A 23,132-nucleotide genomic window follows, 5' to 3' on the forward strand; every position below is an offset into this window, starting at 1 on the left:
GAGCAGCCGGGCGGTCTATAGTCCAAAACTAGCAGTGCTAATTAAGAGCTTGCTGGTCCACAGCGTCGTCGGTCAGGAGTCCCCTTCGTGCGTCCCGTCCACTTCGCGGCTGCCCGCCGCACGCCCATCGGCAAGCTGCGCGGAGCCCTGTCCGCCGTACGTCCCGACGACCTCGCCGCCGCCGTCGTCCGCGGCCTGGTCGCCGACCTGCCCGCGCTCGACCCCGCGCGCATCGACGACGTGTACTGGGGCGCGGCCAACCAGGCCGGCGAGGACAACCGCAACGTCGCCCGCATGGCCGTGCTGCTCGCCGGGCTGCCGGAGACCGTGCCGGGTGCCACCGTGAACCGCCTGTGCGCCTCCGGCCTCGAAGCGGTCACCGCCGCCGCCCGCACCATCGCCGCGGGCGAGGCCGACATCGTCGTGGCCGGCGGCTCGGAGTCGATGAGCCGCGCCCCGTTCGTGCTGCCGCGCCCCGACGAGGCCCTGCCGCACCGCATGGAGACCGCCGACACCCGGCTCGGCTGGCGGCTGGTCAACCCGGCGATGAAGGAGCTGCACGGCCTGCTGTCCATGGGGGAGACCGCCGAGGAGGTCGCCGCACGCCACGGCGTCACGCGCGAGCGGCAGGACGAGTTCGCCCTGCGCAGCCACCGGCTGGCCGCCCTGGCCCGCAAGAACGGCCACTTCGACGACGAACTCCTGCCGGTCGAGCGTCCGGACGGCGTCGTCGTCGACGCGGACGAGTGCATCCGCGAGGACACCTCCCCCGAGAAGCTGGCGAAGCTGAAGCCCGTCTTCCGCGCCGGCGGCACGGTCACCGCGGGCAACGCCTCCCCGATGAACGACGGTGCCGCGGGCCTGATCCTGGTCAGCGAGGAGGCCCTGAACGACCTGGGCCTGGAGTCCATGGGCCGGTACGTGGCGGGGGGCTCCGCCGGAGTGCACCCCGACGTGATGGGCATCGGCCCGGTCCCCGCCACCCGCAAGGTGCTCGGCCGTGCCGGCTGGAGCATCGACGACATCCGGGAGGCCGAGTTCAACGAGGCGTTCGCGGCGCAGGCCCTCGCCTGCGTCGACCAGCTCGGCATCGACCCCGACCTGGTCAACCCCAGCGGCGGCGCCATCGCGCTCGGTCACCCGCTCGGCTGCTCCGGCGCCCGCATCCTCACCACGTTGCTGCACCGTATGCGCCGCACGGGCGCGGAACGCGGGCTCGCGACCATGTGCGTGGGCGTGGGGCAGGGCAGCGCCGTCCTCGTCGAACGGCACTGAGCGCGGGGCGCCGGTGCCCGTACCCCCGCCGCGTCGAGGTGACCGACAGCCTGCCGCTCGGGCCGGCCTGAAGGTCCTCAAGCGGCGGCTGCGGGCGCGGTACGCCGGTGGCCGGAACGTTTCGCGACGGGGCGGGCGGCGGCCCCGAGCCGGCCGCCCGCCGCGGGCGGATGTCACGCCGGCCGGACGGCGGGACATAGCATCGGTCTCCGCATGAACACGATGACGCTGTGGCACCTGACCGGCCCGGAGTTCGCCGCCCTCGCCCTCGCGGCCCTCCTCGTGGGCTTCTCCAAGACCGCGGTCAGCGGTGCCAACACGGTCAGCCTGGCGGTCTTCGCGGCGGTGCTGCCCGCCCGCGCCTCGACCGGGGTACTGCTGCCGGTGCTGATCGCCGGGGACGTGCTGGCCGTGCTCACCTACCGGCGCCACGCCCACTGGCCCACGCTGTGGCGGCTGTTCCCGGCGGTGGCGGCGGGCGTGGTCCTCGGCACGCTCTTCCTGATGCGGGCGGACGACGCGGTCGTCCGGACGTCGATCGGAGCGATCCTGCTGCTGATGGCCGCGGTGACGCTGTGGCGCCGCCGCACGGCCGGGACGGGGGACGCGCCGGACGCCGTCACCACGCGGGCCGGCCGCGCCAGGGCCCGCTCCTACGGCGTCCTCGGCGGGTTCACCACCATGGTCGCCAACGCGGGCGGCCCGGTGATGTCGATGTACCTGCTGTCGGCCGGATTCCGGAAGTTGGGCTTCCTCGGCACGTCGGCCTTCTTCTTCCTGATCGTGAACGTCTCCAAGGTGCCCTTCAGCGCCGGACTCGGACTGATCGACGGCCGTTCGCTGCTGCTGGACGCGGCGCTCGTGGTGTTCGTGGTGCCGGGGGCGCTGCTCGGCACATGGGCCGTGAGCAGGATCAACCAGCGTCTGTTCGAGCAGCTGGTGATCGTGGCCACGGTGGCCGGAGGCCTTCAGCTGCTGCTGCGCTAGCCGCCGGTGCGGTGGCCGGGCTGGCTGGTGCCGCGGCAGGCGACGTTCGCCCTTGACGGGCGAACGTCGCCTGTTGCGCCACTGGCGACCCCGGTCCCGGCGGCCGTCCGCCCGCGAGGTCCCCGTACGCTCGTCCCCATGTCCCCGCACGTCCTGGTCCTCGGCGGAACCACCGAGGCGCGCCTGCTGGCCGCCGAGCTGACGGCGCGCCCGGGGGTGCGCGTCACCACGTCCCTCGCCGGGCGGGTCGCCAGGCCCGGCGCCCTGGCGGGAGAGGTCCGCGTCGGTGGCTTCGGCGGCCCGGACGGGATGGCCACGTGGCTGCGGGAGCACGCGGTGGACGCGGTCGTGGACGCCACCCACCCGTTCGCCGCGACGATCACGGCGAACGCCGCCCGTGCGGCAGCCGCCGCCGGTGTGCCGGCCGTCGTACTGCGCAGGCCCGGCTGGCGCCCCGGACCCGGGGACCGATGGCACGGGGCGGCGTCCCTGGACGAGGCGGCCACGCTGCTCCCGCGCCTCGGGCACCGGGTGCTGCTGACGACCGGCCGGCTGGGGCTGGCCGCCTTCGCCCACCTGGCGCAGCTGCACTTCGTCGTACGGTCCGTGGAGCCGCCCGAGCCCCCGATGCCGCCGCACACCGAGGTCCTGCTGGCCCGCGGCCCGTTCACCGGGGTCCACGAGACGGCGCTGCTGCGGGAGCACCGCATCGACGTGATCGTGACGAAGGACAGTGGGGGAGAGGCGACGGCCGCGAAGCTGGGCGCCGCGCGGAGCCTGGGCTTGCCCGTGGTCGTCGTCCGCCGGCCCGCGCTGCCGGACGGGGTGACGGCCGTGCCCGACATGGCGGGCGTGCTCGGCCGACTCGGTCTCGGCCGGCCCTGACCCGGCACACGGCCCGCCGACGGCGCGCGACACCCCCCTCGCCGTCCGCCCGACCTGTCCTGCCGGAGCCGGGCCGAGTGGGCGTCCCGCGCCGAGCCGCGGTCCGGGCGGACAGGCGGCGGCCCGTGCGCCGGGGCCCGCACCGGGCCTGCGCCACGCCCCGGGGCGAACCCGGCGCGAGGGCCTACGCCCCGCCGCCCCCGGAGCCGCGGCGCAGCAGGTAGGTGTCCATGATCCAGCCCTTGCGCTCCCGGGCCTCCGCGCGCAGCCGCTCGATCCGGGGCGCGGCCTCGGCGATCGGGCCGGATTCCAGGATCTCGTCCGGGGTACCGACATAGGCACCCCAGTAGATGTGGATGTCCTGGTCGGCGTACTGCCGGAAGGCCTGGTGGGCGTCGAGCATCACCACCACGTCGTCCACGCCCTCGGGAAAGCCCTCCGCGAGCCGTCGGCCGGTGGTGATCTGCACCGGCCGCGCCACCCGGTTCAGCCCGGTGCGGTGCCGGGCGACCAGGGCGGAGACGCTGCTGATCCCGGGCACGACATCGTACACGAAGGCGACCTCCCCCCGCTCCCGCACCTCGTCCAGGATCCCGATCGTGCTGTCGTACAGCGCCGGGTCCCCCCAGACCAGGAACGCGCCGGTCTCGTCCTCGCCGAGTTCCCCGGTGATCAGCCGCGCGTAGATGTCGGCGCGGGCACTGCGCCAGTCGCCCACGGCCGGTGAGTACGACGCCCCGTCCGCCCCGCGGTCCCGCTCGGGATCCCGTGCCTGGATCACGCGGTAGCCGCCGTCCGGACAGTGTGTCCGCAGCATGTCCCGGCGCAGCTGCGTCAGATCGCTCTTCACCTCGCCCTTGTCCAGGACGAAGAACACGTCCGTGCTCCGCAGCGCCCTGACCGCCTGCAGGGTGAGCTGGTCGGGGTCGCCCGCACCGATGCCGATGACATGAATGGTTCGCACGCCCCGAGTCTGCCGTACGCCACGGACGGTGACGGCACCGCCCGCCGGTCAGCGCAGCCGGGGTGCCCGTTGCCGCGCGTCGACGGCGGCCCCGGCCGTCTCCACCCGCGCGGCCAGATCACCGGCCCAGGCGACCAGACCCGCGAGGTCCAGCCCGTACGGCCGCGCCTCGCCGGATCCGGTGGTCCACTCCGCCACGGCCGTCGCCCCGCGCCGCAGCAGCCGGGCCCCGCCGGTGGCGTTCCCGCGGGCGGCATGCGTGAGGCCCACCGAGAGCTGGGCCAGTCCGCGCCACAGGGTCCGCTCGCCCGGCGGCCCGGCCTTCCACGCGTCCTCGAACACCTCGTGGGCGTGGAACGGGCGGCCCGCGTCCAGCAGGGCCTGCGCCTGCGCGACGGTCTCGTCGGGCGTGCGCACCACCCCCTCGGGCTGTCGCGGCACCCCGGGTGAGCCGTAGGGCAGGGGCCGCCCGAGCCCGTCCCGCGGCCGTGCGTTGCGGGCGCGGCCCGCGTCGTCCCGGTCCCTCGCACCGCCCGGCCGTGCGGTGGCGGCAGCGTCCGTCCGACCCGTGTCGCTCATTCCTCGATTGTCCCCTCCCGCGGCAAGGCCCACTTCGGGGTGGCCCCCGCTGTGGGGTAGAGTTCTGTCCGTCGCGATCACGCGGAGTACCGCGGGGGACGCAGACCGGGACGTGGCGCAGCTTGGTAGCGCACTTGACTGGGGGTCAAGGGGTCGCAGGTTCAAATCCTGTCGTCCCGACTCGTGAGAGTCGCAGATCAGAGGCCGTGTCGGAGAGATCCGAGACGGCCTCTCGGTTATGCCCGGGGCCGCCTCCCGTGCCGTCCGTGGCCCTCCGGCCGGGCAAGCCGTGGCGGGGCGGACCGGCGAACGCGGCAGAGGTGGAGCTGCCCGGGGTCCGGCCGTTCGCCCGGTACGCGCGGGCGGTGTGTCCGAGCGGGCGGTGTGTCCGAGCGGGACGGCCGCGGCCGGTCCGGCACGGCCCCCGCCACCGGAGTCCGTCAGCCGTCCGCCGCCTCTCGGGCGATCCGCTCGAACTGCGCGCCCATGGCGTCGGACAGCGCCATCGCCGCGGAGAGCGGCCGGACCATGACCAGGAAGTCGTCGATCTTGCCGTCCTCGTCGAAGTGGAGGAAGTCGCAGCCCTGGATCTGCTTGCCGCCGACGGTCGCGGTGAAGACGAACGCGTGGTCCCGGCCGTCCGGGTTGGCGATCTCGCGCACGTAGGTGAAGTCCTCGAAGACCCGGGAGACGCCGCGCAGGATCGCGGCGGTGATCGCCTTGCCCGGGTACGGCTTGAAGGCGACGGGACTCGTGAAGACGACGTCCTCGGCGAGCAGCGCCTCGACGGCCGCGTGGTCCTGGGTCTCGACGGCCTTGCGGAAGGGGTGCACGGGATCACCTCTAATCAATTAGTTGACTAAGTGCATCGGAGGCTATGGAGGTACTCCGGGACTTGTCCAGCCCCTGCCGTCCCCGCTGCCCGGCCGAATCCGCGAACGGCCAATGCTGCTAGCGTGCCCGCATGGCCCTGCGGAACGCGGTGATGGCGGCCCTCCTCGAAGGCGAGGCCTCCGGCTACGACCTCGCCAAGCAGTTCGACGCCTCCGTGGCGAACTTCTGGATGGCCACCCCCCAGCAGCTCTACCGCGAACTGGAGCGCATGGCGGGCGAGGGGCTCATCACCGCCCGGGTCGTCGAGCAGGAACGCCGCCCGAACAAGCGGCTCTTCTCCCTCACCGCGGCAGGGAGAAGGGCCGTGCGTGCCTACGTCGCCGAACCGCCCGCCCGGCCGACGGCGATCCGGGACGAGCTCCTGGTCAAGGTGCAGTGCGCGGACGTCGGTGACATCGAGGCCGTCCGCGCGGCGGTCAGCGAGCACACGGAGTGGGCCGCGGCCAAGCTCGCGCGGTACGAACGCCTCCGCGACCGCCTGCTGAAGGGGCGCACGGAGGACGAGTACTTCGAGCAGGCCGAGCGGATCGGCCCGTACCTGACGCTGATGCGCGGCATGATGTTCGAGCGGGAGAACATCCGCTGGGGCGAGACCGCGCTGCGCCGGCTCGCACGGCGTGCCACGGCCGCCGGTGGACGGGGGCGCGCCACGTCGTCGGCGTGAAGCACCGGCCTGGTGAGCCTCCGGTCCCGGCTCCTGCCGTCCTGGCTCCCACCGTCCTGCCTCCTGCCGTTGTGCCTTCCGGCCTGCTCGGCTTACCGGGTCCGCACGGCTGCCCGGCCCGGCGCACGGTTCATGCCACCTGCGCCGCGGCGGCCGTTCACAGCGCGTGCTCCCCGGTTCCCCGTGCTCCGGTGCCCGGGCCCCGGCCCGCTGCCCCCGGTTCCGGCTGCGTACAGGGCCCGGGACGCGGACTACTTCGGTGCCCGCTCCGGGCGCCGGAGCAGCACGGACACGGCGACCACGGCGAGCAGGGCGACCGCGCTGCTGCCCAGCAGGGCGAACCGCATGCCGTCGAGGAAGGCCGTCCGGGCCTGGTCGGCCACCGGGCCTCCGACGGCGTTCGCGGCGGCCAGTGAGGACCGGGCCGCCGCGGCGACGTGCGGGGGCACGCCGGTCAGGTCCAGCCCGTCGCGGTAGGTGGCGCTCAGGATGCTGCCGAGGACCGCGATGCCCAGCGCGCCGCCGAGCTCCCGCGTGAGGTCGTTCATCGCCGAGCCGACGTTCTGCAGCGCCCGGGGCAGGGCGCCGGTGATGGCGGTGGTCGCCGGAGTCATCGCCAGTCCCATCCCGAGGCCGTTGGAGAAGAGCGCGGTGGCGATCAGCCAGTAGGAACTCCGGGCGTCGATCTGGGCGAGGGTGCCCATGCCGAGCGCGACGGCGAGCAGTCCCGCGACCCAGGGGCCCCTCGCTCCGAAGCGGGCGGTCAGGCGCGGGCTCAGCCGTGAGGACGGCACCATGCCCACGGACAGCGGCAGCATGCTCACCGCGGCGACCAGGGCGCTGTCACCACGCACCATCTGCAGGTACTGCATGATCACGAAGATGAAGCCGAAGAAGCCGAAGAAGACGAGCGTCATCGACAGCGAGCCGGCCGTGAAGCGCCGGTTGCGGAACAGGCGCGGGTCCAGCAGCGGGCTTGGCCGCCGCAGTTCCCAGACGACGAAGACGGCCAGGAACGCCAGCCCCAGGCCGATGCCGCCGAGGGTCGACGCGTCGTGCCAGCCGCGGGTCGGGGCCTCGATCACCGAGTACACGACCAGCGCCAGGCACACCACCGACAGCAGCACGCCGACCACGTCGATCCGCGCGGTGTCCGGCTCGGCCGACTCCGGCACGTACAGCAGCGTGCCGACCAGGGCGGCCAGGGAGAGGGCGACGTTGAGGACGAAGACGGAGGGCCAGGACCACAACTCCAGCAGGAGCCCCGAGGCCAGGATCCCCACCACCGCGCTGGCCCCCGCGACCGCGGCCCACACACTGACCGCGCGGGTCCGCTGCGCGCCGGAGAACGTGCTGGTGATCGTGGACAGGGTGGCCGGCATGACCAGGGCGGCGCCCGCCCCGAGCACGGCGCGCAGGGCGATCAGGGTGGTGGGGTCGGTCGTGAGCGCAGCCGCTCCCGAACCCGCTCCGAAGATCGCGAGACCGGCGAGCAGGGCCCGGCGGCGGCCGAACCGGTCACCCAGCGCACCTGCCGGCAGGAGCAGCGAGGCGAACGCCAGGCTGTAGGCGTCGATGATCCACGAGAGCTGCGTCTGGCTGCCGTGGGTCTCCCTGGCGATGTTGGGCAGTGCCACGTTGAGCGACGCCATCGCCGCGACCACAGCGCCCAGGGCCAGGCAGGTGATGACGAGGACGAGGGGCCGGCGGACGGGGGGTGCTGCGGGGCGGGCGGTATCGAGAGGCTGCACGACGCTCATGTGGTGTTCTTCCTGGATTCCCGGCGGGGTGCCGGGGTGCACGGAGCCTGCGGACGCGGTCAGCCGGCCGGCTGACCGCAGCCCACGGTGACGGCGCCCCGGGCATGAATTCCACCGCGATGAATAAGGCGGGGGCGCAGTCGGGACCTGCGGAGCTCCGGACGTCCGCGGCGCGGGACGGGGGCCCGCCCGATGACGTGGGGGCGGCGTCCGGCGGCCGGCCCGCGGGCCGTGGCGCACGCCGGCGGGTGACCGGCGGTTCCTCGGGGTAAGATTTCAATGATGATGAATAAAACCCGGCGCCGCGGCCGGCGACCCGGCAGCCCGGACACCAGGGCCGAGATCCTCGACGTCGCCCGCCGCCGTTTCCTCCAGGACGGCTACCACGCCGTGACCCTGCGCTCCATCGCGGCCGAAGCGGGCGTGGACCTGGCCCTCATCAGCTACTTCTACGGCTCCAAGAAGGGCCTGTTCGGTGCCGCCCTGGCGCTGTCCGTCAATCCGGCGGACGTCGTGGCCGAGGTGCTGGAGGGCGATCCCGCGACCCTTCCCCAGCGGGCGCTGCGGAGCGTGCTCGCCGCGTGGGACGACCCCGAGTCCGGCCCGGTTCTGCTCGCGCTGGTCCGCAACGCCATCCAGGACGACGCCTTCGCGGCGCTCCTCCGGGAACTCGTCGAACGCGAGATCGTGGACCGTGTCGCCGCCTCGCTCGGCGGCACCGCCGCCCGTCGGCGCGCCATGGCCTTCTGCACACAGGTCGCCGGGCTCATCACCACGCGCTACCTGCTGCGGGTGGAGCCGATGGCCTCGATGACCCACGAGGAGATCGTCCGTCACCTCGGTCCCGCGGTGCGGCAGACCCTGGGCGAGCCCGGTCGGCGCCCGGTGCAGGGCGGCGCCGCCCCGACGACCCGGAGCCGGCAGGAGCAGACGGCGCGCCCGGCGGGGACCGGAGGGGGAAACGGCGGCGCGACCGGCTGGTGAACGCCCTCCCGGCCTGAGCGCCGGGCGCCCACCGCTCGGGCCGTGACGATGCCCCAGCGAGCAGGCCGTGGTGATCGCCGGTCAGGGCGCGGCGCGGACCGTTCGGGGACGGCCCTCCGACCCCCGACGGGGGCATGCCGGGTCCGCGTGCCGGGGCGGGACACGCACCGGACCGGCGGTGGGGCAGGAAGGGGCAAGCGGGGCGTCAGCGGCGGGCGAGCCGCCGCAGCGCGACGACGATCTGCAGGGCGGCGGCAGGCCGGAGCAGAACGGGACGGGGCTGTTCGGGCATGGCACCGCGGTAGAGCGCGAGGCCGGTGACGGCGGTGACCGGAAACGCCCAGGCGGCCACTGCCGCCGCCCGTACGGCACGGTCGGGTTCGTGACGCAGGGTGAGCCACATCCAGAAGGCGGCGTCGGCGAAGGTGTCGGCGTAGGCGCCGAAGGGCGAGACGGTGCCCCGGCGGCGGGCGAGGCGCCCGTCGGCCACGTCCAGGCCGATCGCCAGCATCCCGCAGGCGCGGTGGGCACTGCCGGGCAGGGCCGGGAGATTGGCGCGCACCAGCGTCAGGGCGTCCGGGAGGGTCAGGCGCGTGCGGTGCTCCAGCAGCCCCAGGTGCAGCACCGCGAGCGCCCAGCTGGTGGTCACCCAGCGCCGTCCGGGCCGCCTGCCGTACGCCGGCACGTACAGGGCGCCGTGCAGGAGCGTGAGTTCGGCCAGGGCGCGCGGCCGGCGGGCGGCCTGGCGCAGCGAGCGGCGCACGGCCAGCGCGAGGAAGCTCCCGACGGCCGCCGGGCGGAAGCGCCCGCCGCGTACTTCGGCCAGGAGCGCGTTCGTGGCCGCTCTGCTGTCCGTCTGATCGAGCAGGGAGTCCACGTCTCGTCGCCCTCCGCACACGGTGATGGTGTTCACCGTAGGGCGCGACGCGCCCTGACGCCGGTTCACGCGCTCACCCGTTGCCGGACCGTGCGGTACTAGGGTCGGTGGCGAGAGCGGCGCCGTCGTCCGAAGGGCGGCTGCGCGGCGTCCGGCGGGTGCTCTCGGTGTGCCGCGCGAAACCCCTCGTACGGGGCGGACCCGGGCTCTCCCCGGGCGATGCGCGGACAGCGCGTGCCGGGTGTGGCGCGGCAGACGTCACTCTCGCGGCAGGCCCTGGCATCGGTGTGCGGAACGGGCGGACACGCGTGGAGGTCGGGCAGTGGTGCGGATCGGCGCTCTGGTGGCGGGGGCGGTGGTGGCGGGTGGAGCTGCCGCGGCCGGATATCTGGGACTGGTGACGGGGGCGCTGCCGCTGGACGTGCGGGCCGGTCGGAGAAGCAGGCGGCTCGGGCCGCGGACCGTGGACATCGCGGCACCGCGCACGGTCGTGTTCGACGTCGTCGCCCAGCCGTACGTGGGGCGGGCCACGCGGGCGATGCGGGAGAAGGTGACCGTGCTGGAGCGGGGAACCGACATGGTGCTCGCAGCCCACCGGACCCCGGTCGCCGGGGGGAGGCTGACGGCGACGACGGTGGAGACGGTGCGGTTCACCCGCCCGGACCGGATCGACTTCCGGCTCGTGCGTGGCCCGGTGCCCGCGGTCACCGAGACGTTCACCCTCACCGAGTACGGCCCCGGGACGCGGTTGGTGTACGCGGGCGAGCTGGCCACCGATCTGTGGGGTGCCGGGCAGTGGTGGGGAGAGCTGGTCGCCCCCCGGTGGGAGGCGGCTGTCGCCGCGACCCTGGCCGCCGTGCGGCAGGAGGCCGAGCGCCGCGCGTCGGCGACGTGAGGCAATCGGCCGCCGCCGGGGGAGGAGACCTGGGACGGCGACGTCCGTAGGCCGACGCGACCGCACCTGCGAGAGGAGTTCCGTGACGACCGCGGCACCTGGGCCGCGGCGCGGGGCGGACCGGGCCGAGGCGAGCGGTGCCGGGCTCGGTGACGGGTGCGTCAACCTGGACGCCTGCGAGAGCCCGTCGAGCGGCACCCTCGGCGTACGGGACGGCTCCGGCAGGACGAAGGCCTGCGTCCCCTGCTGGCCCGGTGGTACGGACACCGTCGTACGGCGGTTGTCCGCCCTGCGGCGGTATGGCTTTCCCGAGTGGTGGAACGCCTGGTGGCACGGTGGTTCACGGGGGAGGCGCGTTGCGAGGATCGATGTGCCCGAACACCGCAACGCCGCATCTGAAGGAACCCCCCATGCGCAGCTCACGTCTCGTTGCCGCTTCTCTGGCCGGGGTCGTCGTTTCCGGTCCTGCCGTCTCGACCACGGTCCCGGCATCGGCCGTGTCCACCTCGCACTCCGCGCCGGCGCTGTCCGTGTCACCGGCCCCCGCGAAGGGCCTGACACTCACGCTTCCCGCACCACGCGGCCGCTACCGCACCGGCGAGTCGGTGTTCCGGCTCGCCGACGGCGGGCGCGCGGACCCGTGGGTGCCCAGCCGGCGCCAACGCGAGCTGATGATCAGCGTCTTCTACCCGGCGGCGCACACCCGCGGCCGGCCGTTCACGAACCAGTTCCCGGCGGCGGTGGCCGCAAAGGTCGGTCCGGCGGTCGAGACGAACGTCAACCTGCCCGCCGGTCTGGTGGATTGGGCCGCGACCAGGACGCACTCGGTGCAGGACGCAGCGATGGCGCCGGGCCGATTCCCGGTCGTCCTGTACTCGCCCGGCGCCGGGGACCCGCGGGACTGGAACGTGTCGCTGGTCGAGGACCTCGCCTCGCGCGGCTTCGTGGTGGTCACCGTCGACCACACCGGGGAGGCGCCGGCGGTGCAGTTCCCGGACGGCCACGTGGTCGGCAACGGGCCGCTGATGGAAGCGTGGGCCCAGGCGTTCCAGGACGGCACGACTCCGGCGTTCCTCACGAAGCTGACGGACGTGCGCGTGGCCGACACCGAGCTGGTGCTGGACCGGTTGACGGGCCTGCCGGACCGGCTGACCAACGGCATGGACCTGAACCGGATCGGCATGTTCGGCCACTCCGCCGGCGGGTTCACGGCGGCGAACACGATGTACGGCGACCCGCGGATCAGGGCCGGCGTCAACATGGACGGCACCATGGAGTACACGGCCGAGCCCGACGGCACCAACCTGAGCGAGGTCGCGCTGCACGGGCTGGACCGGCCGTTTCTGCTGATGGGCAGCAGCTCCGCGGCCGACGGGAGCGACGTGCACCGCGAGCCGTCCTGGGCGTCGTTCTGGCGGCACCAGCGTGGCTGGAAGGCCGACGTCACGCTGGACGACTCCGCGCACGCGTCGTTCACCGATGCCGAGGCGCTGCTGCCGCAGCTGGCCGGCCGGGTGCCGGACGCGACGCTGGCCGCGGCGGTCGGGACGGTCGACTCGCACCGGGCGGTGGCGGCGAACCGGGCGCTGGTGGCCTCGTTCTTCGAGCGGTTCCTGAAGGGCTGCGACGACCACCTGCTGGACGGCGGTGCGTCCCGGTACCCGATCACCTTCGTGCGGTAGCTCGGCCCGACGGCCTTGTCCTGCCCCCAGCGGAGGGCACCGTCGCCCGCGCGGCGGCGCCGCCCGGACGCGAAGCCGTGCCCTGGCCGATCCACCCGGCGAGGCCCTCGTCCCCGGCGCGGGCGGACGCGCCGACGACGACCCAGCCGAGCATCGGGCGTCCGGTGAAGCCGAAGGACCGTGCCCCGGGCCGGGTGAGCGCGGCGCGGGCGTTTCGGCGGGCGCGGGCAACCCGGCCCGCCCTACCAGGCGCGCTCCCTGCGCAGCGCCGTGTCGGCCAGGGCCCGCAGGTGCACTCCCTGGAGGAACAGGTCGTAGCACCATTCGGGGAATACCAGCATCGAGGCCGCCGCCGCCCGCCACCCCCTGGCCTTCACGGTGATCGCCCGCTCGATCGCGTAGAACGCGGTGAGGAGCAGCCAGAACGGTGCGATGCGCAGGCCGGATCCGCTGCACAGGAACCACACCAGGCCGCCCAGGTAGAGGGCGGACACGGCGGTGCCCAGCAGCGAGACCAGCTGCCTGGCCCATCCTTCGAGGGTGTGGCGCGTCAGACCGTAGTCGAAGAGGTTCTCCAGGGCTCCGCGTTTCCAGCGGAGCCGCTGCCGTGCCAGGTCCCGCCACGTCGGCATGACCTCGGTCGTCATGGTGGCCCCGGCCGGTGCCGCGACGCGCCAGCCGCGGTGCTTCAGGGCCAGGGTGAGTTCGTTGTCCTCGGTCAGCACCTTGGTGTCGTACACGCCGTCCGCGGCCGGTAGCTCCCCGTTCCGGCGCGCCGCCAGCACGTCCTTGAGCGCCTCCGCCCGGAACAGGCAGGCGGTGCCCGTCAGGCACAGGACCTTTCCGTGTTTGCGGGCCGTGTCCCGGGCGTACCGGGCGAACTCGTTGCGCTGGAACGCGCCGCAGAGCCCACCGCCCCCGCGGCCGCGGAAGTTGCCGCCCGCGGCACCGTGGCCCCGGCGCAGCTTCGCGTAGGTCACCTCGACGAAGCGGGGGTCGAGGTAGGTGTCGGCGTCCTGCACCAGGACGGCGTCGTCCCCGGAGAGGGACGGCAGGAGTTCGGCCAGTGCCCCGTTGAGGTTGCCCGCCTTCTTGTGCCGGTTGCCGACCGAGTGCCGCACCTCGGCGCCGGACCGGCGGCCGATCCGTTCCAACTCGGCGGTCCTCGCCGGATCCTTGTGCGGGTCGAGGGTCACGACGATGCGATCGGGTGGCCGCGTCTGGGCGTTGAGCGCGTCGAGGACGTGCTGGAGCGAGCCCACCTCCTTGTACGCGGGGACGAGGGCCACCACCCTTCCCGGCCCGTTCGTCGCCCGCGGTCCGCCCGGCCCGGGCCGGGCGCGGGGAGCCGTCCCGGTGGCCGGGAGCCGTTCGTCGAGGACAGGGGTGGGGGCCTCGGCAGGAGGCATGGTGTCCGCCCTTCGGTCGAGCCGTGCGGTTCTCCTCCTTCTGCGTTTACGGCGTAAACGTACACACACTTCCACTATCCGGCCGGTGTGGTGAGTCGTCAACGCGGGCGGATGCCGGGTCGGGGGCCGGGCGGCCGCCCTCCGTTTGACCTCACCGCCCGACGGGTGAAAAGTGTACGTATACGTAGTAAACGTGCGATGTACGGCAGGGTGGGTCCTGGGAGCGCGCATGTACTCCGGTCATTCCGTCGTGCTTGCGGCGTTCGAAAGGAGAACCTCATGGCGGACTACACGGGTGCCGGTACGGCGGCTTCGGCCGGGGCCGGTGCGGGCGTGCTGCCCGTCACCGGCGGCGTGGACAGCATCTGGTTCTGGGTCGTGATGTTCGTTCTCGTCTCGGCGGGATTCGCCCTGCTGCGGCTGGTCCCCCGCAGGACGGGCGGCGACGACACCTGACGCACTGTCCACCACGTCCGAGGTGGGGCCGCGCGGCGAGCGGCCCCACCGGAACACCGAGGATGTCGCACCATGCGGAACCTGATCCGCCCGGTCGGCGTGGGGCTGATCCTGGCGGGCCTGCTGCTGGGGGCCTTCGCCGTGTACCGGAACTGGCAGCAGGACCAGGCGAACCGGGACTACGGGCAGGCCCAGCACGACCTGCGCGCACAGCTCTCCCAGCCGCGGACCGGGTACGACTCGCCGGCCGTCTCCGAGGGGACGCCGGCACCGGCGTCCGGGCCGCGGGACGGGGCGGCCCTCGCAGTCCTGCGTGTTCCGCGATTCGGCGCCGGATACCACCCCGTGGTCGTCGAGGGCGTCTCCCCGAACGACCTGGCGAAGGGGCCGGGGCACTACCCGGGCACCGCCCTGCCGGGCGACGTGGGGAACTTCGCCGTCGCCGGACACCGGACGGGATGGGGCCAGCCGTTCAATCGGCTGGACGAACTGGTGCGCGGCGACGCGCTGGTCGTGCAGTGGCAGGGCAGGTCGTACACCTACCGCGTCACCGCCACGAAGACCGTGGAGCCGACCGACGTCGGTGTCGTCCTGCCGGTGCCGAACAGGCCCGGCGCGGAGCCCGACAAGGCCCGGATCACGCTCACGACATGCACGGACCGCGACCCGGTGACCCGCGCCTACACCCACCGACTCGTCGTGTGGGGCGAGTTGGAGAGAGGGTGAGGAGCGGTCGCGTCAGCGACCGCGGCGCGAGCGGCGGCCGAAGCGTGGTGGCTGAAGGGCGGCGGTCCTGGTCCCCCTGGTACGACGCGCCGCGGGAGGCGATCGGTACCGCACCGGACCGCCTCCGTGCGGCGTCTGACGGCGCCGTGCCGCGCCGGGGTGCCGCCGTTGCCGCTCCGTGACGCGCGCCGACCGGGCCGGGCCCCTCGGCCGCCCGCCGGGACGCCGCAGCGGCAGGGTCTCAGCCGGAACGGTGAGGTTCCGTGAACCGGTCGAGCAGGGCGTCCAGACCGGCGGCCAGGCCGTCCGGCCCACCGCGCTCGGCCAGCACCGGCGTCGTCTCCCGCAGGACGGGCAACTCCTGCGCCGGCATCCGGTGCAGCCCGAGCCGGAAGGCCGGCTCGGGCTCGTCGGGGTTGTCCACGACCGGGCGCAGTTCCACCGACACGTACCCCAGCAGCCACGCCGTGAACGCCCGGAAGGCGGCCGCCGTGGCGGCCTCGTCCAGCCCGGCCCGCCGCAGCAGACCCAGGACCCGTTCGTGGTCCTGGAGGACGGCGAGCGGCCGGCGCGCCAGCGGCACCGCCAGCATGCGCGTCGCCAGCAGTGGCACCGCCTGCGGGTGGGTGAGGCACACGTCGTAGGTGACCCGCGCGATCCGGTGCAGGCCGGCGCGCCACTCCGGTTCCGTCCCCGGGTCCGGGGCCTCGGCCGCCAACCGCTCCGCCAGCTCCAGGTAGAGCGCCTCGACCAGGCCGTCGAGCAGGGCGTCCTTGCCCTCGGCGTAGCGGTACAGGGCCATCGCCTCGACGCCGAGTTCGGCGCCGAGACGGCGCATGCTCAGCGCCGACAGGCCCTCCCGGTCCACCAGCTCCAGTGCCGTGGCCAGCACCCGTTGCCGGCTGAGCCGGCCGTAGCGCCCACGATCGCTGGCGCGCCGCGCGGGAGCCGCCGCGCCGCTCTCCGCGGGTCGTGCGGGCCTCTCCCGGGTCATGTCCCACCTCCTGTCGGCCCTGCCGCCGTGCCGTGCCGGGTCGACTCTAGGCCCGAGGAGCCGAGTCTGTACGCATATGACGTACATGTGAGCAGCCGGTACCTGGGGGATCGCGGTGACCGGGAACGCGGCCCGGTGTCCGTCGGTGACGTGGCGGAGTCGGCGCGGACGCCTCGCCGTTCGCCCTCCCCCGCGCGCCGAGCAGGCCTCACCACAAGCCGCGACCGGTCACGGAGATCGAGTGGCCGCCCCGACCGACCGGCGTACCCTGTGGGGGACGGCACAGCGCACGCCCCGACGCCGGGCGGCAGCTGGGCGACGCGCCGCAGGCGTTCAGTCACATCGCCCTGGTGGAGACGGCGTTCGCGCTGTCATCAGCACCATCCCCGAGTCCCCGTAGTCCGGAAGCGTCGGGTCGGCGTCGATCCTGGTCACCCTGAGCTGCTCGGTCAGGGGGCTGAACACGTCCCGCAGGACTCCCGGGTCCACCGGGCAGCCCGGCCAGCGGGAGTCACGTCCGATGCGGTACGTCGGCATGTTCTCCATGAACGCGGCCACCAGGAACCCGCCCGGGACGACGGACCGGGCGAACGTCCGGCACAGCGCCGCGAACTCCGGGAAGTCCTCGGTCACCCCCTCGGCCACGAAGTGCATCGACGCGAGTCCGAACGTTCCGGGCGGCACGTCCCTGACGTCGCCGTGCACGACCCGTACCCGGGACAGCGCCCGGGGCAGGGTCGGTGGAAGGGCGGGGAGCAGCCGCCGGCACAGCTCGTAGAACGGCAGCCAGCTGTCGTCCGGGCCCCGGTGCAGCTGGTGCCTCAGATAGGAGACGTTGGCCGCGCCCGCCTCCACGGCGTCGATGGCGCGGCCCGCGGCGGCGGCCAGCATCAGCGGGTAGAGGTTCGGCCCGGCGCCGAACTCCACACAGCGCGCGATGCTCCGCGGTCCCAGTCTGCGGTAGAAGGCGGCGTGATGGACGATGACCGCCCTGTCGGACGGGTGCAGTTCGCGGTAGTTCTCCGCCAGGTAGTCCTGGACGGGCCAGCTGTTCCAGTCCACGTCGTCGTTGCGGACGGGCGTGGGACCGCGGGACGGGGGAGCGGCCACGGCACAGTCACCTCCGAAGCCGCAGGGCGCGGCGCTCGGCGAGCCGGCTCAGCGTGCCGTTGAGCCGGTCGATGTCCTCGTCGGAGTTGAGAGCGGTCAGCTGGATCCGGAAGCCGACCCGGTCGCGGGGGACGAGCGGGTAGGCGGCGACCGTCACGTAGATGCCCTGGTCCCACAGGAACCGCACGACGTCGTCCAGGTCCGCGCCGTGTGCGAGGGGGACCTCCACGATCGGGAACCCCCGCGCGCCGGGCACGTCCAGCCCGAGGCCGCGGACGTGGTCGAGGACGCGGACCGTCCTGCGGTGCAGATCGGCGCGGATCGCGTCCCCCCGGCGGTCGTTGACCGCCAGGCCCGCGAGTACGGTCGCCAGGGAGGCCGTCGGGGAGGGGCCGGAGTACAGGTAGGGTCCCGCGGTGACCTTCAGCCGGTCCTTGAGCCGGGTCGGCACCGCGAGGAAGGCGAGCAGCGACGAGTACGCCTTGGAGAAGCCGCCGACCAGCACCACGTCGTCGTACCCCGCGCCGGTGTGCCGGATCACGCCGTTGCCGCGCGTACCGTACGGGCAGGTGTCGTCCGGTGACCGCTGCCCGATGACGCCGAAGCCGTGCGTGTCGTCGACGTACAGCGTGGCGCCCCGCTCCCGGCAGATGCCGGCCAGCACCGGCATGTCGGGCACGCTGCCGCTCATGCTGTCGACTCCGTCCAGGCAGACCAGCCGGGGGCCGCCCGCGGGCGCGTCCCGCAGCAGCGCCTCCAGCTGCTCCGGCCGGTCGGCGCGGAAGCGGTGCAGCGTCGCGCCCTGCCCGCGCGCGCCGACGCACCCCTCGTACACGGTGCGGTGCGCGGTCGCCTCGACGAAGAGCTGTCCCCGGCCGGCGAGGACCGGGATCACCGAGTGGTGGATCAGCGTGGTCGTCGGCAGCAGCAGCGTGTCCTCGCAGCCCAGCAGCGCGGTGAGGCGGTCCTCGATCCCCGGGTAGAGCCGCGGGCTGCCCAGCAGCCGCGACCAGCTGGGGTGCGTGCCCCAGCGCCGTACGGCCGGCTCGATCGCCGCCATGATCTCCGGGTCGAAGTCGAAGCCCAGGTAGTTGCAGGAGGCGAAGTCGATGAGCCAGTGCCGTCCGCATCTGATGTGACGGCCCCGCACCTCGTCCAGGACGGCGTCGCTCATGGGGCTGGTCCGGCGCAGCCGGTCCAGGTCTGCCCACCGCTCGTCGGAGCGGGCCTGCGGCGGGCCGGCAACGGCTGATGTCATCAGGGTTCCTCCGTGGACGCCCCGGCCTCCGGGCCGGGGAGGAAACGGACTCCTGCGGAGCAGGGCAGGGAGCGACGCGTCGCCGTCAAGCCGATTCGGCGTCTGCCGGCCGGCGGCCGGCGCCCGTCACGCGCGCGGGAAGTCAAGGCGCTGTGTCTCCCCTTCTTCCTCGGGGCGGCACCGCCGGAGGGTGCTGCACGCTCTGTCCCGTCCGGGCTGCCCGGGGGGCGGCGTTCCGGTCGGCCGGGGGTGTGCCGGCACGAATGCCCGGCGGTGTCCGCACCGGGCCGGGCCCTGGCTGCGGGCCGGCGGCCGACTCCGGACCACCGCCGGGCCGCGTCCCGCGGGGCGCGACACCCGGTGCCGCCCCCCGCGCGGGGGTGCCGCCTGGCGGCGAGCCGCTCAGCACGGCCCGGCCCTGGTCGAGCGTCATCGGCGGGGCGAACAGATAGCCCTGGCCGAAGTGGCAGCCCATGGCGGTCAGCAGCTCCCGCTGGGCCTGCTCCTCGATCCCCTCGGCGATGACCGCGAGGCCGAGCGTGTCGGCGATGCGCACGATGCCCTCGACGAGTGCGACCTGCCGGGGGTCGCGCGCGATGTCGTCGATGAACGACTTGTCGATCTTGAGTGTGTCGAGCGGGAACTCCCGCAGATAGCGCAGTGAGGAGAACCCGGTACCGAAGTCGTCCACGGCGATGCGCACCCCGCGCTCCCGCAGTTCCCGTATGGCGGAGTCGACCTGCCCGTCGCGCCGCAGCAGCACCGACTCGGTCAGCTCCAGCTGGAGCGATCCCGGAACGAGCCCCGGCGTGTCCAGTGCCCGGCGCACCTCGCCGAGGAAGCCGGCGTCGCGCCACTGCCGGCCGGAGACGTTGACGCTGACGTACGGTGCCGCCGACGCCTCCGCCTCACGCTGGAGCCGGGCGATGTCGGCGGTGGCGCTGCGCAGCACCCAGGCGCCCAGCGGATTGATGTGGCCGGTCTCCTCGGCGAGCGGGATGAACTGCCCGGGCGGCACCGGCCCGTGCCGGGCGTACGGCCAGCGGGCCAGCGCCTCGAACCCGACCACGTCGCCCGCGGCGGTGCCGGCGAGGTCGACGACGGGTTGGTAGCGGACCGCGAACTCGCCACGTGCGATGGCGTTGTCCAGTCCCGCCAGCAGGTCGTGCCGCTCGGCCGTCCGCGTCCGCAGCTGCGGCCGGAACCGGCACCACTGCTGCTTGCCCGCCGCCTTCGCCGCGTAGAGCGCGAGATCGGCCAGGGCCAGCAACTCCTCGGCGTCCTCACTGTCGTGGGCGGTGGCCACGCCCACACTGGCGGAGACGCCGAGGAGTTCGCCCGACAGCCGGAAGGGGCGCCCGAGGGCCTGGATCACCTGGGCGGCCAGCAGCTCGGCGTCCAAGGGCTGCCGGGCGTCCTCCATCAGCACCGCGAACTCGTCGCCGCCCAGCCGGGAGGCGGTGTCCGTGCGGCGCAGCGTCTGCGTCAGCCGCTCGCCGACGGCTCTGAGCAGGCGGTCGCCGACGGAGTGGCCGAACGTGTCGTTGACGGTCTTGAAGCCGTCGAGGTCGATGAAGAGCAGGCAGCTCAGGGTTCCTTCCCGGCGTCCCCGCAGCAGCGCGCGCCCGGTCCGCTCCAGCAGCAGGGTGCGGTTGGGCAGGCCGGTGAGCGAGTCGTGGAACGCGCGCTGCGTCAGCTCGTGCTCCAGCTGGCGCTGCTCGGTCACGTCCCGCAGGGTGACCACCAGCCCGGCCACGGTCTGGTCCTCGCGCAGGTCCCGGCAGCGCACCTCCACCTCGATGCGGTCGGCCTCGCGCGCCACCCACCAGTGGTCGTGGGACTCCTGGCGGCCGTGCCGGCAGAGGACGCTCAGTGTGCGGTCCACCCGGCCGCGGTCTTCCGGGTCCACCAGGTCCCGCAGCGGCGTCCCGTTGAGCGCGGAGCTGCCGAACACCGCCTCGGCGGACGGAGTGGCGTAGCGCACGGTGCCGTCACCGTCGACGATCAGGATCACGTCCGAGGCGTTGCGCACCAGGGTGCGGAAATAGGCCTCGCTCTCCCTGCGGACGATCTCCTTGCGCAGCGCGATGCGGTCCACGGCCAGCCCCGCGTGTGAGGCGAGGATCTCCAGGGAGCCGCGTGTCTCGTTGAGCCGGCGCTCGGGGCCCGCGGCCACCAGGGCGCCCCCGAGCACGGCGCCGGGCCGGTCGGGACGGATCATCGGGCACACCAGGGCACTGGGCAGGGCGCCGAGCCGGTCGACGAGCTCCGGCGGCAGCGCCGAGACGGGCACGGCCCGGGTGCGGCCGGGCGGGGCGGCGGTCGCGGTGCCGGCCGCGGGCAGCCAGCCGTACAGCTCGGCTGCCTGCCGGGCGGTGAGCAGCAGGGTGCGGTGCCGGGTGTTCGGCCCGCACAGGCCGGCCACGGCGCGGTCGCAGGCCCGCTCGATCTGCAGCGGCGTCATGGCCGCGACCAGTTTGGCCGTCGCCTCCCGCAGTGTCTGCTCCCGTGTGACGGCCTTGCGGTGCGCCGCGACCATGCCCGCGAGCCGGAGGATCACCAGCAGGAACAGGGCGGTGGAGAACGCGGCCAGCACCGTCGCGTCCGCCACCCGGCCCGACTGCTGCTCGAAGAGCAGGACCGCGGGCGCGAGCAGGGTGGCCGCGGTCAGCAGCGCCAGCCGCTGCCAGTGCGGCAGCAGGGAGTGCGGCGGCGGCTCCGCCGCGGTCAGCTCCGCCATGGACGGATGGAGCGCGGCCAGCCCCCACGCCGTGTAGAAGACGACCCAGCCGGCGTCCAGCAGCGTGCCCGCCTGCCAGGTCCCGTTCAGCTGGAGGATGCCGTAGGTGATGTCGAAGCACAGCAGCGTCACCGTGCCCAGCACCAGCAGTTGCACGGCGCGGTTGCGGCCGGAGCCGGGGCTCGGCGCGAGCAGCCGGATCAGCAGCGCGAGCACCAGCACGTCGCCCAGCGGGTAGGCGACACTGATCACCCGCTGCTGCCACGTCAGCCCGTCCTGGGTGGCCAGCGGATGCACCAGGTAGACCCACACGGGCAGCGCCAGACCGGCCGTGATGATCAGCGCGTCCAGCAGGCTGGGCACGTCCCGGTCCGCCCACCGGTGGCGGACCAGACCGAACAGGCCCGCGGCGAACAGCGGGTAGACGGCCAGGTAGCAGGCGTCGGCGGGGGAGGGGAACGGGTTGGACGCCTGGAAGTACTGCTCCTGCACGTTGTAGTACGTGTCGCCCGCCGAGAAGGCCAGCAGCCCCGCCGCCAGAGCCAGCCAGGGCCACCGGTGCGCGGGCCGGTGGACGACCACCCCGGTCACGACGGCCGCCGCACCGCTCAGGCCGATGACCGCCCACAGCGGTGCACGCAGTTCCGGTACCGCCATGTAGATGCTCGTGACCGCCGCGACCATGGCGAGGTAGGCGGCCGGTAGCCGGTGGATCGGCGGCACTACACGCCCCCTCCGCTGGGAGGAGTCCGGGCTGCGTACGGGCGTCGTCAACCTGGGCTTCCCACCGATCGTAGGCATGGTCCGGCACGGCCTGCATCTCGTGCGGCGGGGCTCAGCGGTCCTCGGCCCCGGGGCGCCGTGGGTCCGGGTAACCGCGCGGGTTGGCGTGCTGGAAGCGCCAGGCGTCCCGGCACATGTCGTCCAGGTCCCGCCCGGGACGCCAGCCCCAGGCCCGGGCGACGGCCCGGGCGTCGGCGACACGTTCGGCCACGTCGCCCGAGCGGTGCGGCGTCACCGTGTACGGCACCGGTCTGCCCGCCGCGCGGGAGACGGAGGCGATCACCTCCAGGACGGAACTGCCCGTGCCCCGGCCCAGGTTGTACACGTGCATGCCCGGGGCGTCGGCGAGGCGGTCCAGCGCCACCCGGTGAGCCTCGGCGGCGTCCATCACGTGGACGTAGTCCCGTACGCCGGTCCCGTCCGGTGTGGGGTGGCCGGTGCCGTAGACCGGCAGCCGCTCCCGCAGGCCGGCCGCGACCTGCGCCGCGTACGGCATCAGGTGCTCCGGTACGCCGTGCGGAGCCTGTCCGAGCAGCCCGCTGGGATGGGCGCCGGCCGTGTTGAACAGCCGCAGGCACAGCACGGTGTACTCGGGGCGGCGCCGGCACACGTCGGCGAGGATCTGCTCGCACATCCGTTTGGAGGTCGCGTAGGGGGTCAGGGGGCGGGCCGGCGTCGACTCGTCGAGTGGTCCGGGTCCTGCGTCGCCGTAGACGGAGCCGGCGGAGGAGAACACCAGCCGGTGCACGCCGTGCTCGTGCATCACGCGCAGCAGGGCGGTGGTGCCGCCGACGTTGGCGTCGTAGTGGTCGGTGGGCGTGCGCAGCGACGCGGCTCCGGACGTGCGCGCCGCGAAGTGCACCACCGCGTCCACCGCGTGCCGTTCGAAGACGACGGCCAGCGCGTGCCGGTCGCGGAGGTCCAGTTCGTGGACGGCGCCGACGAAGCGGCCGGCGAGCTGTTCCACGCGCGCGAGGACCTGCGGTGCGCTGGTGGAGTAGTCGTCGACCGCGATCACCTCGTAACCGTGGTCCAGCAGCTCGACACACGTGTGGGACCCGAGGAAGCCGGCCCCGCCGGTGACCAGGACTGTGGACGCTGCGCTCATGGGTCCGGCTCCTCGCACAGGACGTCGTACGTTTACGCCGTATATCCAGACTGTGCGCCCACCGCGCGTGCCCGTCAAGCGCTGTCGGCCGGTGGTGGGGCC

Annotated in this window: 20 protein-coding genes and 1 tRNA gene; 10 read left to right on the plus strand and 11 right to left on the minus strand. The window is 74.0% G+C overall.

Annotated features, from left to right (window positions below; genetic code table 11):
- Positions 1-87: 87 nt before the first annotated feature.
- From I3F54_RS22680 to I3F54_RS22690, 3 genes are all read left to right on the plus strand, one after another.
- Positions 88-1,275: a thiolase family protein gene (locus tag I3F54_RS22680; RefSeq protein WP_240120685.1), complete on the plus strand. Its 1,188-nt coding sequence runs from the start codon at positions 88-90 to the stop codon at positions 1,273-1,275.
- Between the two features lie 213 nt (positions 1,276-1,488).
- Positions 1,489-2,262, plus strand: coding sequence for a sulfite exporter TauE/SafE family protein (locus I3F54_RS22685; protein ID WP_240120686.1), 774 nt, complete (start codon positions 1,489-1,491; stop codon positions 2,260-2,262).
- 138 nt (positions 2,263-2,400) lie between these two features.
- Positions 2,401-3,147, plus strand: coding sequence for a cobalt-precorrin-6A reductase (locus tag I3F54_RS22690; protein WP_240120687.1), 747 nt, complete (start codon positions 2,401-2,403; stop codon positions 3,145-3,147).
- Positions 3,148-3,331: 184 nt separating this feature from the next.
- On the opposite strand, the gene cobF is transcribed toward I3F54_RS22690, so the two are convergent.
- A complete protein-coding gene (gene cobF, locus I3F54_RS22695) occupies positions 3,332-4,111 on the minus strand; it encodes a precorrin-6A synthase (deacetylating) (RefSeq protein ID WP_240120688.1) in 780 nt (259 codons plus the stop codon).
- 48 nt (positions 4,112-4,159) lie between these two features.
- Positions 4,160-4,690 (minus strand): DUF309 domain-containing protein, encoded by a 531-nt coding sequence (locus tag I3F54_RS22700; RefSeq protein ID WP_240120689.1) that lies wholly within the window; start codon positions 4,688-4,690, stop codon positions 4,160-4,162.
- Between the two features lie 106 nt (positions 4,691-4,796).
- Here I3F54_RS22700 and I3F54_RS22705 point away from each other — a divergent pair.
- A tRNA-Pro gene (locus I3F54_RS22705) sits at positions 4,797-4,870 on the plus strand.
- Positions 4,871-5,130: 260 nt separating this feature from the next.
- Here the strand turns inward: I3F54_RS22705 and I3F54_RS22710 are convergent.
- Positions 5,131-5,523 (minus strand): nuclear transport factor 2 family protein, encoded by a 393-nt coding sequence (locus tag I3F54_RS22710; RefSeq protein WP_240120690.1) that lies wholly within the window; start codon positions 5,521-5,523, stop codon positions 5,131-5,133.
- A 131-nt stretch (positions 5,524-5,654) separates the two neighbouring features.
- Between I3F54_RS22710 and I3F54_RS22715 the strand changes: the two genes are divergently transcribed.
- Positions 5,655-6,248, plus strand: a complete 594-nt coding sequence (locus tag I3F54_RS22715; protein WP_240120691.1) for a PadR family transcriptional regulator — start codon at positions 5,655-5,657, stop codon at positions 6,246-6,248.
- Between the two features lie 251 nt (positions 6,249-6,499).
- Here I3F54_RS22715 and I3F54_RS22720 read toward each other — a convergent pair whose 3' ends face one another.
- Entirely contained in the window at positions 6,500-8,008 is a 1,509-nt protein-coding gene (locus tag I3F54_RS22720) for an MFS transporter (protein ID WP_240120692.1), read from the minus strand.
- A gap of 279 nt (positions 8,009-8,287) precedes the next feature.
- Here I3F54_RS22720 and I3F54_RS22725 point away from each other — a divergent pair, with 279 nt between their 5' ends.
- Positions 8,288-8,992, plus strand: a complete 705-nt coding sequence (locus I3F54_RS22725; protein WP_240120693.1) for a TetR/AcrR family transcriptional regulator — start codon at positions 8,288-8,290, stop codon at positions 8,990-8,992.
- 205 nt (positions 8,993-9,197) lie between these two features.
- On the opposite strand, the gene I3F54_RS22730 is transcribed toward I3F54_RS22725, so the two are convergent.
- On the minus strand, positions 9,198-9,869 hold the full coding sequence (locus I3F54_RS22730; protein WP_240120694.1) for a CDP-alcohol phosphatidyltransferase family protein: 672 nt from the start codon (positions 9,867-9,869) through the stop codon (positions 9,198-9,200).
- A 325-nt stretch (positions 9,870-10,194) separates the two neighbouring features.
- On the opposite strand from I3F54_RS22730, the gene I3F54_RS22735 reads away from it, so the two are divergent.
- On the plus strand, positions 10,195-10,764 hold the full coding sequence (locus tag I3F54_RS22735) for an SRPBCC family protein (RefSeq protein ID WP_240120695.1): 570 nt from the start codon (positions 10,195-10,197) through the stop codon (positions 10,762-10,764).
- A 410-nt stretch (positions 10,765-11,174) separates the two neighbouring features.
- Entirely contained in the window at positions 11,175-12,446 is a 1,272-nt protein-coding gene (locus tag I3F54_RS22740; RefSeq protein WP_240120696.1) for a hypothetical protein, read from the plus strand.
- Positions 12,447-12,688: 242 nt separating this feature from the next.
- Here I3F54_RS22740 and I3F54_RS22745 read toward each other — a convergent pair whose 3' ends face one another.
- Complete coding sequence (locus I3F54_RS22745; protein ID WP_240120697.1) at positions 12,689-13,855, minus strand: glycosyltransferase family 2 protein; 1,167 nt, start codon at positions 13,853-13,855, stop codon at positions 12,689-12,691.
- A gap of 279 nt (positions 13,856-14,134) precedes the next feature.
- Between I3F54_RS22745 and I3F54_RS22750 the strand changes: the two genes are divergently transcribed.
- Together I3F54_RS22750 and I3F54_RS22755 are read left to right on the plus strand one after the other, a co-directional pair.
- A complete protein-coding gene (locus tag I3F54_RS22750; RefSeq protein WP_240120698.1) occupies positions 14,135-14,311 on the plus strand; it encodes a hypothetical protein in 177 nt (58 codons plus the stop codon).
- A gap of 72 nt (positions 14,312-14,383) precedes the next feature.
- Positions 14,384-15,037, plus strand: coding sequence for a class E sortase (locus tag I3F54_RS22755; protein ID WP_240120699.1), 654 nt, complete (start codon positions 14,384-14,386; stop codon positions 15,035-15,037).
- A gap of 241 nt (positions 15,038-15,278) precedes the next feature.
- Here the strand turns inward: I3F54_RS22755 and I3F54_RS22760 are convergent, their stop codons facing one another.
- The 5 genes from I3F54_RS22760 to galE form a co-directional block, all read right to left on the minus strand.
- A complete protein-coding gene (locus I3F54_RS22760) occupies positions 15,279-16,031 on the minus strand; it encodes a TetR/AcrR family transcriptional regulator (RefSeq protein WP_240120700.1) in 753 nt (250 codons plus the stop codon).
- Between the two features lie 333 nt (positions 16,032-16,364).
- A complete protein-coding gene (locus I3F54_RS22765; protein ID WP_240120701.1) occupies positions 16,365-17,141 on the minus strand; it encodes a class I SAM-dependent methyltransferase in 777 nt (258 codons plus the stop codon).
- 7 nt (positions 17,142-17,148) lie between these two features.
- Positions 17,149-18,399, minus strand: coding sequence for a pyridoxal phosphate-dependent aminotransferase family protein (locus tag I3F54_RS22770; RefSeq protein WP_240120702.1), 1,251 nt, complete (start codon positions 18,397-18,399; stop codon positions 17,149-17,151).
- Between the two features lie 142 nt (positions 18,400-18,541).
- On the minus strand, positions 18,542-21,862 hold the full coding sequence (locus I3F54_RS22775; protein ID WP_374205953.1) for an EAL domain-containing protein: 3,321 nt from the start codon (positions 21,860-21,862) through the stop codon (positions 18,542-18,544).
- A 112-nt stretch (positions 21,863-21,974) separates the two neighbouring features.
- Positions 21,975-23,030 (minus strand): UDP-glucose 4-epimerase GalE, encoded by a 1,056-nt coding sequence (galE, locus tag I3F54_RS22780; protein ID WP_240120703.1) that lies wholly within the window; start codon positions 23,028-23,030, stop codon positions 21,975-21,977.
- Between the last annotated feature and the right edge of the window lie 102 nt (positions 23,031-23,132).

It is taken from the genome of Streptomyces sp. MUM 2J (assembly GCF_022414535.1).
Classification (GTDB): domain Bacteria; phylum Actinomycetota; class Actinomycetes; order Streptomycetales; family Streptomycetaceae; genus Streptomyces.